12 protein-coding genes are annotated in these 15,379 nt (G+C 72.7%); 6 read left to right on the top strand and 6 right to left on the bottom strand.

Annotated features, from left to right (window positions below; all coding sequences use genetic code 11):
- Positions 1 to 195 precede the first annotated feature (195 nt).
- The gene (locus ABZX85_RS22205; RefSeq protein WP_355871134.1) at positions 196 to 1,017 is read left to right on the top strand and encodes an SAM-dependent methyltransferase; all 822 of its coding nucleotides are present in this window, start codon (positions 196 to 198) and stop codon (positions 1,015 to 1,017) included.
- A 20-nt stretch (positions 1,018 to 1,037) separates the two neighbouring features.
- Here ABZX85_RS22205 and ABZX85_RS22200 read toward each other — a convergent pair whose 3' ends face one another.
- Both ABZX85_RS22200 and ABZX85_RS22195 read right to left on the bottom strand, forming a co-directional pair.
- Positions 1,038 to 1,958, bottom strand: a complete 921-nt coding sequence (locus ABZX85_RS22200; protein ID WP_355871131.1) for a helix-turn-helix transcriptional regulator — start codon at positions 1,956 to 1,958, stop codon at positions 1,038 to 1,040.
- A 218-nt stretch (positions 1,959 to 2,176) separates the two neighbouring features.
- Positions 2,177 to 2,404, bottom strand: a complete 228-nt coding sequence (locus ABZX85_RS22195) for a DUF397 domain-containing protein (RefSeq protein ID WP_355871128.1) — start codon at positions 2,402 to 2,404, stop codon at positions 2,177 to 2,179.
- A 163-nt stretch (positions 2,405 to 2,567) separates the two neighbouring features.
- Here ABZX85_RS22195 and ABZX85_RS22190 point away from each other — a divergent pair, with 163 nt between their 5' ends.
- The 3 genes from ABZX85_RS22190 (at position 2,568) to ABZX85_RS22180 (ending at position 7,415) form a co-directional block, all read left to right on the top strand.
- On the top strand, positions 2,568 to 2,996 hold the full coding sequence (locus ABZX85_RS22190; protein ID WP_355871125.1) for an ATP-binding protein: 429 nt from the start codon (positions 2,568 to 2,570) through the stop codon (positions 2,994 to 2,996).
- 137 nt (positions 2,997 to 3,133) lie between these two features.
- On the top strand, positions 3,134 to 5,002 hold the full coding sequence (locus ABZX85_RS22185) for a protein kinase (protein ID WP_355871122.1): 1,869 nt from the start codon (positions 3,134 to 3,136) through the stop codon (positions 5,000 to 5,002).
- A gap of 229 nt (positions 5,003 to 5,231) precedes the next feature.
- Positions 5,232 to 7,415: a nitrate- and nitrite sensing domain-containing protein gene (locus tag ABZX85_RS22180; protein WP_355871119.1), complete on the top strand. Its 2,184-nt coding sequence runs from the start codon at positions 5,232 to 5,234 to the stop codon at positions 7,413 to 7,415.
- A 48-nt stretch (positions 7,416 to 7,463) separates the two neighbouring features.
- On the opposite strand, the gene ABZX85_RS22175 is transcribed toward ABZX85_RS22180, so the two are convergent.
- Both ABZX85_RS22175 and ABZX85_RS22170 read right to left on the bottom strand, forming a co-directional pair.
- Positions 7,464 to 9,134: a cellulase family glycosylhydrolase gene (locus tag ABZX85_RS22175; RefSeq protein WP_355871116.1), complete on the bottom strand. Its 1,671-nt coding sequence runs from the start codon at positions 9,132 to 9,134 to the stop codon at positions 7,464 to 7,466.
- A gap of 538 nt (positions 9,135 to 9,672) precedes the next feature.
- A complete protein-coding gene (locus ABZX85_RS22170; RefSeq protein WP_355871113.1) occupies positions 9,673 to 10,671 on the bottom strand; it encodes an alpha-L-glutamate ligase in 999 nt (332 codons plus the stop codon).
- Between the two features lie 507 nt (positions 10,672 to 11,178).
- Here ABZX85_RS22170 and ABZX85_RS22165 point away from each other — a divergent pair.
- Both ABZX85_RS22165 and ABZX85_RS22160 read left to right on the top strand, forming a co-directional pair.
- Positions 11,179 to 11,703 carry a hypothetical protein gene (locus ABZX85_RS22165; protein ID WP_355871111.1) on the top strand — a complete coding sequence of 175 codons (525 nt, stop codon included), beginning with the start codon at positions 11,179 to 11,181 and terminating at the stop codon, positions 11,701 to 11,703.
- 15 nt (positions 11,704 to 11,718) lie between these two features.
- Entirely contained in the window at positions 11,719 to 12,030 is a 312-nt protein-coding gene (locus ABZX85_RS22160; protein WP_355871108.1) for a DUF6191 domain-containing protein, read from the top strand.
- 2 nt (positions 12,031 to 12,032) lie between these two features.
- Here ABZX85_RS22160 and ABZX85_RS22155 read toward each other — a convergent pair whose 3' ends face one another.
- Both ABZX85_RS22155 and ABZX85_RS22150 read right to left on the bottom strand, forming a co-directional pair.
- A complete protein-coding gene (locus tag ABZX85_RS22155) occupies positions 12,033 to 12,476 on the bottom strand; it encodes an RpiB/LacA/LacB family sugar-phosphate isomerase (protein WP_355871105.1) in 444 nt (147 codons plus the stop codon).
- 26 nt (positions 12,477 to 12,502) lie between these two features.
- On the bottom strand, positions 12,503 to 15,379 hold the full coding sequence (locus tag ABZX85_RS22150) for a SpoIIE family protein phosphatase (RefSeq protein ID WP_355871102.1): 2,877 nt from the start codon (positions 15,377 to 15,379) through the stop codon (positions 12,503 to 12,505).

Below are 15,379 nucleotides of genomic sequence, written 5' to 3'. Positions count from 1 at the left end.
TTGGACGAACAGTCCACTTTCGAGTGACACCCCAGCCGCGCTCCACCACACCCGCTCACCGCCTTCCACCCCGCCGCCCTTCACCCCATGACACCTCCAGGGGAACCCCGCCCGAACCCCTGGCGCCCCCGATTCCCGTTTCCCTACGATGAGTTCGCCTCCGTGACTCGGCGGAGCGGACCTGGGGGGAGCCTCATGCGGCCCGGTGAACGGCTGTCCATGGACATCGACGCGGCGGTGCCCACCGCGGCCCGGATGTACGACCACTACCTGGGCGGCAAGGACAACTACGCGGCGGACCGCGCGGCCTGCGAACAGCTCGACCAGGTCGTCCCGAGCACCCGCGTCCTCGCCCTCAACAACCGCCGCTTCCTCCAGCGGGTGGTGGGCACGCTCGCCCGGGAGTACGGCATCCGGCAGTTCCTGGACCACGGCTCCGGCCTGCCCACGCAGAACAACGTCCACCAGGTCGCCCAGCGCGTCGACCCGGCGACGCACGTCGTCTACGTCGACAACGACCCGATGGTGCTCGTGCACGGCCGCGCGCTGCTCCAGGAGGACGACCGGACCGCCGTGATCCACGCGGACATGCGGCGCACGGACGAGATCTTCGCCCACCCCGACACCGAGCGGCTGATCGACTTCTCGCGGCCGGTGGCCGTGCTGTTCAACTCGGTGTTCCACTGCATCCCGGACGACGAGGCGAACGGTCCGCAGGCCGTCGTCCGCAGGGTCGTCGAGCGGCTGGCGCCCGGGAGTTTCGTGGTGATGTGCCAGCTCGTCAGCGAGGACGCGGAAGTCCGGAAGTTCGTCACGGACTTCATGGACCAGGCGACGCAGGGGCATTGGGGCCGGGTGCGCCAGGAGGCGGACGTCGCGGGGTGGTTCGAGGGTCTGGAGATCCTGGAACCGGGGCTGGTGGAGGTCTCCGGCTGGCGGCCCGACACCGAGGTGGCGCCCCGTCAGCAGACCCTGGAGTGGATCGAGTTCGGCGGGCTGGGGCGCATCCCCGGCTGAGAGCGGACGCCGACTACCGGCTACCGATCGGGATAGCGCTCGTCCCTCACCCGTCTCAGCAGCTCCAGCGAGGCACGGGGGTCGAGCGCCTGGTCCGCGAGCCGGTCCAGCGCCGCCCGGTACTCCTCGGTCTCCTCCTGCGCCTCCACGAACACCGCCCCGGCGAGATGCTCCAGATAGACCACGTCGGGCAGATCGACGCCGCCGAAGCGCAGGTACGTCACCGGCAGGGGCGGCGCGGAGGCGTGCGGGGCGTCCAACGGGACGACCTGGAGGGTGACATGGGGGCGCCCGGCCATGTCGACGAGGTGGGTGAGCTCCTCCCGCATCACGTCACGGCCGCCGATGACACGCAGCAGGACGGACTCGTCGACGACCGCCCACAGCGAGGGGGCGTCCGCGCGGTGCAGGAGTTCGGTGCGCCGCATCCTCAGGTCGACCCGGCGCTCGACCTCGCGCGAGGGGGCGCGGGGCAGCCCGCGTTCGACGACGGCACGGGCGTACGCGGGGGTCTGGAGCAGCCCCGGCACGTACTGGATCTCGAAGGTGCGGATCGCGGTGGCGCCCTCCTGGAGGCCGACGAGCCGGTCGAACCACTCGGGCATGAGCCGCTTGTCGTACCGCTGCCACCAGCCGGGTTCGCCCGCCCTGCGCAGGAGTTGGAGCAGGACGGACGCCTCGTACTCCTCGGCGCCGTACAGCCCCAGCAGGAGCCGGACGTCGGGTTCGGCCGGAGGGCGGCGGCCCTTGCCGGACTCGATGCGCGACAGTTTCGCGGGGCTGAACCCGACGGCGCGGGCCGCCTCCTCCTGCGCGAGGCCCGCGTCCTCGCGCATGCCGGCGAGTTGCAGGCCGACGAGGGTCTTCAGCAGGGTCGGGGCGGGTTCCTGCCGGTTCAGATACGGTTCGAGGCGGGAGACGCGTGGTGACTCCGCGGACATCCTGACTCCTCAGGGCCACATGACGAGGCTGCACTTTCCCAACCGGACTTTCCCGACCGGATTGTCTCACCGACGGGCCGTCCGGCACATGCCGCCGGAACATGACCGGACACCGGTCCGGGGCACGGGCGTTCACACCGGGGAGGTGAACTCCCCTCTTTTTCACGGCGGACGGCCGGCCCCGGCCCTTTCACAGTAGGCGACCGGGGGCCGCCTTTTCACACCAGATGGTCGAACTCGCCGTCCTTGACGCCCGCGAGGAACGCCGCGATCTCCTCCGGCGTGTACACGAGTGCGGGACCGTCGGGGTCCCGGGAGTTGCGCAGAGCGACCAGTCCCCCGGGCAGGGCGGCCGTCTCCACGCAGTTGCCCGTCGCGTTGCTGTGGCGGCTCTTGGTCCAGCGGGCGTCCAGCGAGCTCGCCCGTACTCCGTTCTCGAACGGCACGGCTTCCTCCTCGGTGTCCCGGCGTGTCGGCGTGTCAGCGTGTCCGGATGTACCCGTGGCAATTTCCCGTGAAATTGCACGCGGCCGTCGACACCGTGGATAATAGACGGGCCGTCATCCGGTGTGCCAGAGCCCTGTACCGACGTCGTCCCAGGGAGAAGCCGTGCTGTCACGCGCCCAGTTCCCCACCGCGAAGTCCGCGATCCTGGATCTCACGGGCACCCGCGAGGGATTCGCCGAGGCCCGCGACTTCACCCATCGCACGCTGGACGACTGGGAGTTGGAGCACTGCACGGACGACGCGGTGGCGGTCGTCACCGAACTCGCCGCGAACGCCGTCCTGCACGCCCTGCCCCACGCGGATACGTGCGACGTCCGCGTCCGGCTCACCCTGCGCCGTACGCATCTCATGTGCGCCGTCACCGACCGCAGCGACGACGTCCCGGTGTACCCGGCGGCCGTCGACCCGTTTCTCGAACACGGCCGGGGCCTGAGGATCGTCGAGGCGCTGTCGGAGCACTGGGGGTGGACGAAACGCACGCCGGTGGGCAAGACCGTCTGGGCGATGCTCCCGACCCGAGATCCGGTCTGATCCGATCACCGCAATCACCCGCGTCACCTGCCCGAACTGGGCTAGCCTCGTACCTCCCGTCCAGACGAACTGACGTACGGCGAACATCACTTCGGGGTTGATCTGTGTCAGACCAGAGACCGGTCCCACCTGGCCCGGTGACCGACGAGGCCGGTGCCCTCCGGCGGACCGGCGCGCAGCCGCTGCGACCGGGCGACCCGGACCGGGTCGGTCCGTACGTGACCCTCGCGCTCCTCGGCAGCGGCGGCATGGGCCGCGTGTACCTCGGACGTGCCGCGGACGACGGGCCGGGCCTGTTCGCGGTCAAGGTGATCCGGCCCGAGTACGCCGAGGACCCCCGTTTCCGCCGCCGGTTCGAGCGCGAGGCACTGGTCCACGACCGGATCAGGACGGAGCGCGCACCACGCTTACGGGGCACCGGCTTCGAGGCCGAACTGCTGTGGATGGCCACCGAGTACCTGCCCTCGCTGGACCTCGCCGACGCCGTCCGCACGGACGGCGCGCTGGCGACGGCCGTCGTGTGGCGCCTCGTCGCCGAACTGGGCGAGGCGCTGGGCGTGCTGGCCGAGGCGCACGTCGTGCACCGCGACCTCAAGCCGTCCAACGTGCTGCTCTCGGACCGGGGGACGCACGTCATAGACTTCGGGATCGCCAAGGCCGTCGACGTCAGCGCGATCACCAGCACCGGCAACCGCGTCGGCACCCCCGCGTACATGTCGCCGGAGTATCTGCGCACGGGCCACTGCGACACCGCGTCGGACGTGTTCTCGCTCGCCGGGACGCTCATCTACGCCGCCGCGGGCCGCGCGCCGTTCGGCGACGGCACGGGCGTGGACGTCATGCACCGCGTCGCGTTCGAGGAGCCCGACGCGGAGGTCATCGCGAAGGTGACGGCCGCCGACCCGGCGCTCGGCGCCCTGCTGGCCTCCTGCCTCGCCAAGGACCCCGCCGAGCGCCCCACCCCGCGGGCCCTGACCGCGTCCGCCGCCCCGCACGTCACCTCCCCCGACTGGCCCGAGCCGCTGCACACCCGGGTCCGGGGACTCCGCGAGGCGTACGACGTCCTGCACGCCATGCCCGTCGACCGGGTCCCCCTGCTGCGCCCCCGGGGCCACCGTCCGCCGCTCGGCGCGACGCCTCCCCGGGGACCCCTGAGCCGGCCCGCCCCCGACGCCGCCGTCATCCCGCCCGTCGAGAACGGCGGGGTGGCGCAGACGCCCGGGTCGCTGGCGTACGGGGCGGCGGAACCGGGCGAAGCACCAGGCACACCGCCGGCCGCACCGGACCCGAGCCGGGCGGAACAGGACACGAGCCAGGCGGAACAGGACGCGAGCCGGACCGAACAGCGAAAACCCCTCCTCGGCGGGACCGGCCGCAGGCGCAGGAAGCGTCTGATCATCGCCACCACCGGGGTCTCCCTGTGCGCGGTGGCGGCCGGTACCTTCGTCCTCACCCGGCAGGGCACCCCCGCGTCCGCCGCTCCGCCCGGCCGCAGTGTCGTGACCGCCGACGGAGGCGCCACCACCCCCGCCTCGGCCGGGGCGTCGGCGTCGCAGGAGCCGAGCGGCGCGAAGACGATCTCCGGTGAGCGCACCGGACCGAAGGCCGGCACCGCACCGGACGTGAGCGTCCCCGCGCCCACCCCCGACGTCTCCACCGACGACGGCGTCGTCCCCGTCGTGCCGAGTGCCACGGCCGGGCCGAGCGGTGGCGTGACCGACCCCGGGAGCACACCGGGCACGCAGTCGCCGAGCACCGATCCGGAACCGCAGCCCGCGGGCTGCGACTACTACGCGGGCAAGGCCGTCATCGGGCCCGGGGACAGCGGCAAGAAGGTGCGGCAGGCGCAGTGCCTGCTCGTCGCACGGGGGTATCAAACAGGCGGCGAGGACGGGGACTTCGGGCCCGGTACGGAGGCGGCGGTGCGCAGTTTCCAGGGCGCGGCGGGGCTGAATGTGACCGGTGTCGTGAACCGCCCGACCTGGAAAGCTCTCCGGTCCGGCTGACCGCCGGGGACCCGACACACCGGTCGTGGGGAGCGGTCGGCCTGTGTGAAACTTGGACGGCTTGGGCCGAACGATGAACATCGGCGATCGCTCGATGCTAAGAATTGGCCAGATCAGATCGAGCCCCGCCCCAACACCCGCCCGGACGCGTGACGGCTCGGAACCGAATGGGACGCACTTGCCGAACACCTCAGCCGACGCCCCTGCGGCCGAGCCCCGGAGAACGCCCGTGAGCAAGCCGGCGAAGAAGCCCGCGCGCAAGCCGCTGACCCGCAACTGGCCGGTGGCCAGGCGGCTTCGGGCCGCGCTGCTGCTCCCGGTGCTGGTGACCCTGGTCCTCGGCGGCATCCGGGTCAACGACTCGCTGGAGACCTGGCGGGACGCGGACGACGCGGTCCGGGTGGCCGAACTCGTGCGCGCCGCCAGCCAGTACGCGAGCGACGCCATCAACGAGCGGGACGTCTCGGTCGTCCCGCTGCTCCTCGGGGAGCGGGACGCGGCGGCCGTCGTCGAGGCGCGCAAGGTCACCGACGCCGACGCGAAGGCGTTCGCCGAGGCCGTCCGGCGCATGCCGCAGGAGGCCCGGTTGGTGCGCCGGGTCGCGCTCGTGCGGGCCGGCGAGCGGCAGCTCCCGCAGGTCCGGGCGGCGGCCTTCACGGACAAGACGTCCGGGGTGCAGACCGAGGAGAGCTACTACGCCGTCCAGCACCCCCTGATGGAGATCTCCAACGAACTGGGCTACGGCCGCTCCAACCAGTCCAGTTTCGGCCGTTCCCTGTACGCCATCTCCCTCACGCAGGCCGCCGAGTCCCTGATCCGGTCCATCGGCACGCACCTCCTGGTCGGCGACCGCGACAAGCTCAAGCAGAACGAACTCGCCGTCCAGCTCACCGCGTTCAGGTCGTACGCCTACCTCGAACAGGTCGCGCTGCGCGAGTACGCGGCGGCGGGCACCCCCGACGACACGACCCGCCTCCAGCAGGCCCTCGCGGCGGCGCAGGCGCGCGGCCAGGAACGCAACGCGCAGGCCGCCGCCGAGGCGCAGGCGGCCGGGCGGACGTACGTGGCGCCGCCGCCGATCGCGACGATGGTGGAGCGGATCTCCTCCGGGGCGTCCGCCGCCGACCTCGCGGAGGAGGGCATCACCGCCGAGACGTTCTTCGCGTCCTCCACCCTCGGCTTCGACGCCTACCGCAGCGTCCAGGTGCAGCTGGTGGACGGCGCGCTCACCAACGCGACGGCGATCGCGGACAGTTCGCGCGACGACGCGATCCTCACCGGCGCGCTGGTGCTGGCGGCGATCCTGCTGGCGTTCCTGTTCGCGGCCTGGATGGCCCGCCTCACCAGCCGTGGGATGCGCAGCCTGAGCGCCTCCGCCATCGACATCGCGGAACGCCAGCTGCCCGAGCTGATCGGCCGGCTGTCGCAGAACGACCCGCACACCGTCGACCCCCGGGTGACCCCGATCCCGATCACCTCGACGGACGAGATCGGCGAGGTGGCCCGCGCCTTCGACCACGTCCACCACGAGGCGGCCCGACTGGCCGCCGTCCAGGCCAGGTTGCGGGGACAGGTGAACGCGATCTTCACCAACCTGTCCCGCCGCAACCAGTCCCTCGTCGAACGCCAGCTCGCGATGATCGGCGAGCTGGAGGACCGGGAGACCGACCCGCAGCAGCTGGAGAACCTCTTCCGTCTCGACCACCTCGCGACGCGTGTGCGGCGCAACGGGGAGAACCTCCTCGTCCTCGGCGGGGAGCGGCCGGGCCAGTTGTGGGACCGGCCGCTGCCGCTGGTCGACGTGGTGCGGGCGGCCTCCTCCGAGGTGGAGAGCTACGAGCGGATCGAGCTGGCGGGCGTCCCGGACGTCGAGATCGGTGGCCCGGCCGTCACCGACCTGGTGCATCTGCTGGCCGAACTCCTGGAGAACGCGACGACGTTCTCGTCCCCGAAGACCCCGGTCCGGGTGCTCGCGACGCGGCTGCCGGACGGCGGGGTGATGGTGGAGATCCACGACCAGGGCATCGGCCTGCGCCCCGAGGACTTCGCGACGATCAACCGCAAGCTCGCCGACCCGCCCGCCCCGGACGAGACCGCCTCCCAGCACATGGGCCTGTTCGTGGTGAGCCGGCTGGCCCACCGTCACGGCGTCCGCGTCCAACTGCGGCCGTCCGCCGCCCGGTCGGGCACGACGTCCCTCGTGATGCTCCCGGTGTCGGTCACGGACCACGCCCTGCCCGACTTCGACACCCTGACCCTGCGTGCGAAGATCCCGGCGCAGCGGCCTGCCGAGGACCCGTTCGCGGGGTACGAGTCGTGGAGCGACCACACGCCGTCGGAGACGCCGGAGAAGGTGGAGCGCTCACGGCTGATGCCCCGGTGGGGGCGGAAGAAGGCGCAGGCCAAGGAGTGAGACGGGCCGGGGCGTGCCGCGCGCGCCCCGGCCGCTCATGAGGGTCCGTCAGCTCTTGGCGCAGGTCGTGCCGTTGAGCGTGAACGAGGCCGGAACGCTGTTCACGGTCCCCTTGTTGCCGATGAACCCGACGGTCACCGAGCCCGCCGCCGGGATGTTGGCGGTGTAGGCGGCCGGTTTCACGGTGACGGCGCTTCCGGACTGGGTGGCCGTCCCGCCCCACATGTTGCTGATGGTCTGCCCGTCGGCGAAGGAGAAGCCGAGCGTCCAGCCGTTGACGGCGGTCGTGTCGGTGTTCTTGATGACGATCTCCCCCTGGAACCCGCCGGGCCATTCGCCGACCGACCGGTACCCGACGGAGCAGGACTGGCCGGGGGCGGGCGGGCTCGTGGTGACGTTCACGGTGCCCGACCGGGTGGAGCGGTTCCCGGCGGCGTCGCGGGCGTAGACGGCGAACGTGTACCCGGTGGAGGCCGAGAGCCCGGTCACCGTCGTCGAGTTGGTGGTCGACGCGGCGGCGGCCGTCTCGGTCCCGCCGCTCACCCGGACGACGTCGTAGGCGCTCACGCCAACGTTGTCGGAGGACGCGGCCCAGCTCAGCGTCACGGAGTTCGCGGTCACCGCGGAGGCGGTGGGCGTGCCGGGGGCGGTCGGCGCCTGGGTGTCACCGCCGGGGTTGCCGCCGCCGAAGATCGTCGCTTCCTTGGAGGTGCTGACGATGCCGTTGGCGCCGTTGAAGATCCGCTTGCCCCACGAACTCAGGTTGTTCGCGTCGAAGTTGAGGGCGAGGTCGAGGATCGGGTCGGTGTTGCCGCTCCAGCTCCACGCCAGGTAGCCCAGCCTGAGCTGCTGGGCGGTCGCCATCATGGTGTCCTCGTCGGGGTCGCCGTACTGGTCGGCGGGGCCGCCGAACTCGCCGATGAGGAGGGGGAGTTTCGCGGTGACGAAGGCGTTCAGGTAGTCGGTGATCTCGGCGGCCGTGTCGAACACGCTGTACATGTGGATGGAGAAGATGAGGTTGCCGGTGGTGTCGGCGGCGTAGACGGACTGGGCGTTGGCGCGCATGACGCCCTGCCAGTCCTGGCCCCAGTTGGGGGCGTCGACCATGAGGAGGTGCTGGAATCCGGCGGCGCGGAGTTTCTGGATCGCGGCGATGGTGGGGGCGGTCCAGCCGGCCGGGTTGGTGTTGCCCCAGGGCTCGTTGCCGATGTTGATGGCGATGTAGTCCTCCTGGCCGGCGAGGACGCTCTTGAGACTGATCCAGTAGTCGGCGGCCTGGTCGAGGGTGCCGGCGGCGGACTCCTCGCCGTATCCGGTGGTGTCGTGGACCTCGAGGACGCAGATGACGCGGTTGGCCTTGCACTGCGCGATGACGTTGGCGACGTCGGAGGCGGTGTTGGCGGTCCAGCGGTGGCCGTCGGCGAGGACGACACGGACGGTGTTGGCGCCGAACGCCTTGATGTCGGCGAGGGACTGGTTGAGGCGGCCCGGGTACCAGGTGTGCGCGTGGTTGACGCCGCGCATCACGAAATCGTTGCCGTTGGACTCCAGCAGCCGGCCGTTGCTGATGTGCAGACCGGTCGCCTTGATTCCGGGGGCGGTTGCCGCGGCGCGGGCCGCGGCGGGGGCGAGCGCGCCGAGCAGGAGGGCCCCGAGGAGGGCCGCCAGTACTTTCCGGAAGAGGGCTCTTGCCGTTCTCGCTGTTGCTGTTGTTCGCACTGCGGCTCCAGTGGGTGAGCGCCGAGGGTTCAGGCTGCGGGACAGTGAGATGGGAGCGCTCCCATAAACCCACTTGGCCAAGTACACGTCAAGAGAGGCGGCGCATGCTCATCGGTGCGACCCCGGGACCTGCGGAGATTCGACACGGCCTGCGGGCATATTCCGGCCGTGAGATGGGGATGACCGGCCCCAAGAAGGTCAACACGCCCGAGCGCACGGAACGACGCGAAACCGGTCCGTGCTGCGGGGGACGAGGAGGCGGACGTGAAGAGGTTGCAGTTGAACAGGCATCCCCGTGGACCCCGCCGACCGGAGCCGCAGGACCTGCGGACCCCGTCGGGGCGCACCCTTCCCTACTGAGTCCGGTACGGCCCCCCAGACACACACGGCGGCCCGGCCGGGGTTCGACTCCCCGGCCGGGCCGCCTTCTCCTGTCGTCCTGCGGTCCGACGGCCCTGTCCGTCAGGGCTGTTGGACCCCGTCCCGGTGACGGTCGGGGCGGAGCACGTCGGTCGGGTGCTCCGGCCGTCGCATCACGTCACCGGGACGGGAGCTTGTCTCCCCGGCGCAGCGGCACCGGCCGCCCGCCGTGCCGGACGCCTCCCGCGAGCTCCAGGGCTTCGAGGTGGGCCTCGATGTACGGGACGGCCACCAGCGGGAGTTCGCCCTCGACGAAGGCGGGCTGGACGTTGACCTCGAAGACGACGCCGCCGTGCTCGGCCGCGAGGTCGACCCCGGCGAACGGCAGCCCCACCGACGCGGTCGCGGCGATCGCCAGCTCGGCGAGGCGGTCCGGCAGCCCGTGCGCCCCGAGGTGCACCGGGGTGGCGCCCTGGCAGGTGTTGCAGGGCGTGTCGTCCTCGGGCTGGAGGTGTTCGCGGGCGTGCACGATCCGGCCGCCGAGGACGAAGACGCGGAACTGGTGGCGCAGCCCGTCGGCGGTGATGTTCCCCGCGTCGCGGGACAGCATCCAGTCGGTGTCCTGCCCGGCGTAGTAGGCGATCGCCTCGGCGAGCCGCCGCGGGCTGTTGACGTGGAAGGTGTCGTTGCCGCCGGTGCCGACGACGGGGCGGGCCCAGGTGTCGCCGCCCAGCTCCTCGAAGGCGTCGCGGGCCTCGGCCTCGGTGGGCGCGGACAGGACGACGGTCTCCATCTGGGCGATGCCGTCGCGCCGGAAGCGCTCGACGGTGAGGTTCTTCTCGGTGGCGGTGCGCCAGGCGTCGGGGCCGGTGCCGAGGGTGACGACGTCGCACTCCTCCAGGAGGCGCTGGAAACCGGCGAGTCCGGCGCGTCGGTGCGGCGGGATCTCGTAGAGGACGACGACGTCGGGGACGAGGTCGAGGCCCTCCTCGGGAACCCGCAGCCGTAACCGGCCGCCGTCGCGCTCGGCCTGTCCGCCGCCTCCGGTGGCGAAGTGCCGGGAGTCGATGCGCACGGGCGGGACTCCGGTGAGCAGTCCGACCGCCTCGGCGAGGTAGTCCCGGCAGCCTTCGGGCGACGTGGGGTCGGCGATCAGGGCGATGCGGGGTCGGGACACAGCGGCCTCCAGATGCTCTCGACGCGCGCTCGCGGCGCGGGGTGGCCGACGCCAGGGCGCGTGCGGTGTCACGGGTGGTGCCTGTCGCGCGGGCTGTCCGCACCCCGTCGGCCGGGAGCGGCGACGGTGTGCGGTTCCGGGGTGCGGGCCCGGCCGGTCGGGGCGGCGGCCGGGGTCCCGACGGCTCGTGCGGGATGCCCCGCCGGTCCCGCGCCGCAGGGCTGTGGCGCCACAGTAGGCGCCCGGTGGTGGACCGGGCCAGGGCGCACGCGCCCCGGCGCCCTGCCCCTGCCTCTGCGCCGGACGCCCCGGCCGTGCGCCCCGCGTCGGCCCGGGTGCCGTACGGCGGCCCCTGAGCCCCGCCCCGTCCCAACCGCCTCTTGTCCTACGGGCCTTCACGCTCCCCGGTGCGCCCCGAAGAGCTGGGCGTGTGCCTGTATTTCCGTCTGCCCCCTCTGAGTAGGAACACTCATGCCGGTGTTCGTGTCACCGGTCTACGGTGGCCGTGTGACGGATGTCAGGGTGCGGGTGCTGGAAGGCCCGCTGCGTACGGAGTGGTTCTGCGGGGTGACCGCTCTGAGCTGGGTCGCGATGGCCGTGGCGGGGGCGGCCGGCCTGTTCGGGGAGAGCCCGGCGGGGCCCGCGCTCCTGGGGTGCCTGGGGCTGCCGGTGCTGCTGCACCTCGCGCTGCGCGGGCGGTTCGCGGTGCGGTTCGACGACACCGGGGTGACGGTGCTGCGGCCGTGGTCGCGGCGGCGGCTGGCCTGGGCGGAGGTGACCGGGGTGGGATTTCGGCGGCTGCGGCTCGCGGAGGACGACGTCGAGCGGTGGGCGGTGACGGTCGTCGCGGGGACGAGGTCGCTGCCGCTGGTCACCGTCGAGAGCGCGGTGGACGCGGACCAGCCGTCGCGGGAGGTGCTGGAGCGGCACGGCCGGCTGTTCGCGCCGCTGGCCCGGCGCGGGCTGCGGCCCGCCGAGCCCGCGGAACGGCTCTATTTCGACCGTGCGGTGGGGTCGTTGTCAGTGGGCTGACCCATACTGGGCGGCATGGAATTCGTCGTCTTCATGACACTGCCGGGGCTGGTCCTGCTGCTGACGGCGGTCGCGTTCGCGGACCAGCTCCTGTTGCGGGCCGGGCGGGCCGGTCTCCTGCCCTGGCGCAACTCCGCCCGCCAGGGCCAGATCTCGGCGACCGGCTTCGAGCAGCTCCACGCCGCCCTGTCGCCGGGCAAGCAGCACGAACTGAAGGAGCGCCAGTCGTCCCTGGTCCTGCGGGACGACGAGGAGGACGGCGCGCCCCCGCACCGCACGAGGATCGACCTGGAGAGCGGCAGAGCGGTCGTGCGCGTACGCCGCTGAGGTCAGCGCCGGTCGAGCCGGGCCACGTACGAGACGTTCCCCCGGTCCTCGGCGTCCTCGCTGGCCTCCGCCGTGAACCAGGCGTCCAGGATCTCCTTGAGGACGGGCTCCGAGGTCAGCCGCAGCCCCAGCGCGAGGACGTTCGCGTCGTTCCAGCGGCGGGCCCCGTCGGCGGTGTAGGCGTCGGTGCACAGGGCGGCGCGGACGCCGGGGACCTTGTTGGCGGCGATGGACGCCCCGGTCCCGGTCCAGCAGCAGACGACGGCCTGGTCGGCCCGGCCCTCGGCGACGTCCCGCGCGGCGGCCTCCGAGCAGACCGCCCACTGCGGGTCGGCCCCCTCGCGCAGCGCCCCGTGCGCGATCACCTCATGGCCACGCCCGCGCAACTGGGCGAGAAGGGCGCGGGCGACGGGGTCGTCCATGTCGGAGGAGACGGAGATACGCATGGGGCCAGCCTACTGAGCGCCCGCGTCTACCAGTCGTCCCCGAACGGCAGCTTGTCCAGGTCCCCGTCGAAGTCCGCGAACCCGGGGAGTATCTCCGGCGCGTTCAGCGGCTGTTCGGTCCAGATGCACTTGCCGGTGGCGGTGTACCGGGTTCCCCAGCGGTGGGTGAGCGCGGTGACGAGCTGGAGCCCCCGCCCGCCCTCGTCGGTGTCGGTGGCCCGGCGGATGCGGGGCATGGTGAGGCTGCCGTCGAAGACCTCGCAGACGAGGTGCGTGTCGTGCAGGAGGCGCAGCCGGGAGGGCCCCCGGGCATGCCGTACGACGTTGCCGACGAGTTCGCTGACGAGGAGTTCGGTGGTCGGGATGAGGTCGTCGAGGTGCCAGGCGGTGAGCTGTTCGCGGACATGCCCGCGGGCCTGTCCGGCGGCCTTCGGGTCGTCCGGGAGCCACCAGGAGGCCATCTTCTCGGCGGGCAGGGCGTGCAGTCGGGCGACGAGGAACGCGGCGTCGTCGGCGGCCTGCTGGTCGGCGGGCAGCAGTCCGGAGGTCAGCCGGTCGCACAGGGCCTCCAGGTCGGCGGCGGTGCCGTCGCGGTGCGCGGCGCGCAGGAGCCGGCCGAGGTCGGCCATGCCCTGGTCGACCTCGCGGGTCGCGGACTCGACGAGGCCGTCGGTGTACAGGACGAGCAGACTGCCCTCGGGGACGGCGAGTTCGACGGTCTCGAAGGGCGGTTTCGCGGCGCCGAGCGGCGGGTCGACGACGGTGTCGGGGAAGTGGACGGTGCCGTCGGGGTGGACCAGCGCCGGCGGCGGATGCCCGGCGCGGACCAGTGAGCAGGTCTGGGTGGTGGAGTCGTACAGGGCGTACAGGCAGGTGACGTAGGAGCGTTCGCCCATCGCGCTCACGATGTCGTTGAGGTGGCCCATGATCTCGTCGGGCGGGAGTTCGAGGTCGGCCAGGGTGTGGACGGCCGTGCGCAGCCGCCCCATGGTGACCGCCTCGGGCAGGCCGTGTCCCATGACGTCGCCGACGACGAGGGCGACCTGGCCGCCGGAGAGCGGGATGATGTCGTACCAGTCGCCGCCGACGTCCATGCCCTGGCCGGCCGGGAGGTAGCGGGCGGCGGCGGTGCAGGCGGGCAGGTCGGGCAGCGCGTCCGGCAGGAGGCTGCGCTGGAGTTCGCGGGACCGGGTGTGCTCGGCGTCGTAGAGGCGGGCGCGGTCCAGGGCCTGGGCGACGAGGGCGCTGATGGTGGCCAGCAGGGTGCGTTCCTCGTCGGTGAGGCGGCGCGGGCGGTCGAAGGCGACGACGCAGATCCCGAAGGTCGTGCCGGACGCGGTGAGCGGCAGGAACGCCCACGCCTGCTTCCCGGCGCGCTCCGGCATGCCCGTCAACTGGGGTGCGCGTTCGACGAGTTCGCGGACGGAGGAGAGGAACAGGGGGGTGCCGTGGGTGACGGCGTCCCAGGAGGGGTCGCGCGGGACGCGGCGGCGGCCGTCGACCTCGGCGAGGAACTCCTCGGGGTAGCCGACGGCGCCGACGTTGTGCAGCCGGTCGTCCTCGATGACCTGGACGAGGAGCCCGGCGGCGGCGAACGGCGGCAGCACCCGGCGGGCGACCGCGTCGACGACGTCCTGGGAGGTGGTCGCCTTGGCGAGGGCGGCCGTCAGCTCGGCGATCCGCGCGGCCCGCTGGGAGGCGGCGCGCTCCCCGGCGCGGCGTTCGTCGGCGAGCCGGCGCTTCTCGGTGACGTCCGTGAAGTAGAGCGTGCGGCCGTCGGGGCCGGGGACCAGGCGCAGGTGGAAACGGCGGCACGTGTCGCTGGGGTGGATGTCGAACTCGGTCGGTCTCTCCTCGGCGGCGGCCTTGCGGCAGCGCTGTTCGAGACCGGGGACGTGCCGGACGGCGGGGACGTCCCACAGCATGCGGCCGAAGAGCTCCTCCTCGGTGAGGCCGAGGGTGCGTTCGGCCTCGACGTTGGCGAAGGTGATCCGCCAGTCGTCGTCGACGGAGAGGAAGCCGTCGCTCATGTGCCGCAGGGCGCGGCCGAGGGCGTCGCGGCCGGGGCGGGAGTCGTCGCTGTCCCAGCCCATGCCGATCAGCCGGTCCGGCTCGCCGTCGGCGCGGTACGTCGCCTTGCCGCGGGTGCGGGTCCAGCCCCAGCCGCCGTCCAGCCGGCGGACCCGGTACTCGGCCTCGAACACGTCGTGGTCGCGGACGGCGCGTTCGGCGAGGGCGAGGGTGGGGGCGAGGTCGTCGGGGTGGACGACGCGAATCCAGCTGTCGATGTGGCCGGTGAAGTCGGCGGGGCGGGTGCCGTACAGCTCCATCGCCGCCTCGTCCCAGATCAGGGCGCCGCTGCCGAGGTCCCAGTCCCAGGAGCCGACCCGGGCCTCCTTGAGGGCCTCGCGCAGTCCGGCGTGCTGTCCGCCGCGCGGGCGGGGCGTGAGCGGCGGGGCCTGTCCCATGCGCTCCTCGGCCCAGGCGACCAGGGCGCGCAGGTACGACCACTGCGCGGCCGTCGGCTGTCCGGAGTCGCCGGTGAGGAGGGTGAGCGCGCCGATGCTGTGCTCGCCCCGGTAGAGCGGCAGGGCGGCGAGTCCGGTGCCGGGCCAGGCGGCGTCCGCGTCTCCGGGGAGAGGGTCCCAGACGCCGCTGCCCCGGTGCAGGGCGCGGGCGGGGGTGACCCGGCTGTCCTGGTCGATGAGTTCCCAGGCGCGGGTGAGGGAGGTCGGCAGTCCGGTGGAGGAGACCATGCGCAGGGGGGACTTGAGGCCGCGCAGGTGGATCGTGCCACCGAGGGCGCCCAGCTCGGCGACGGCGTGCTGGAGGGCCAGTCGGAAGACTTCGCTCTCCGGGATGCCGGGACCTACCGTGCCGAGCAAAGCCAACCGCGCGTTCAT

Source organism: Streptomyces sp. NPDC004539, from assembly GCF_040610055.1.
GTDB lineage: Bacteria > Actinomycetota > Actinomycetes > Streptomycetales > Streptomycetaceae > Streptomyces.
Note: the sequence above shows the minus strand (reverse complement) of the source record. Positions and strands in the feature narration are given on the sequence as shown.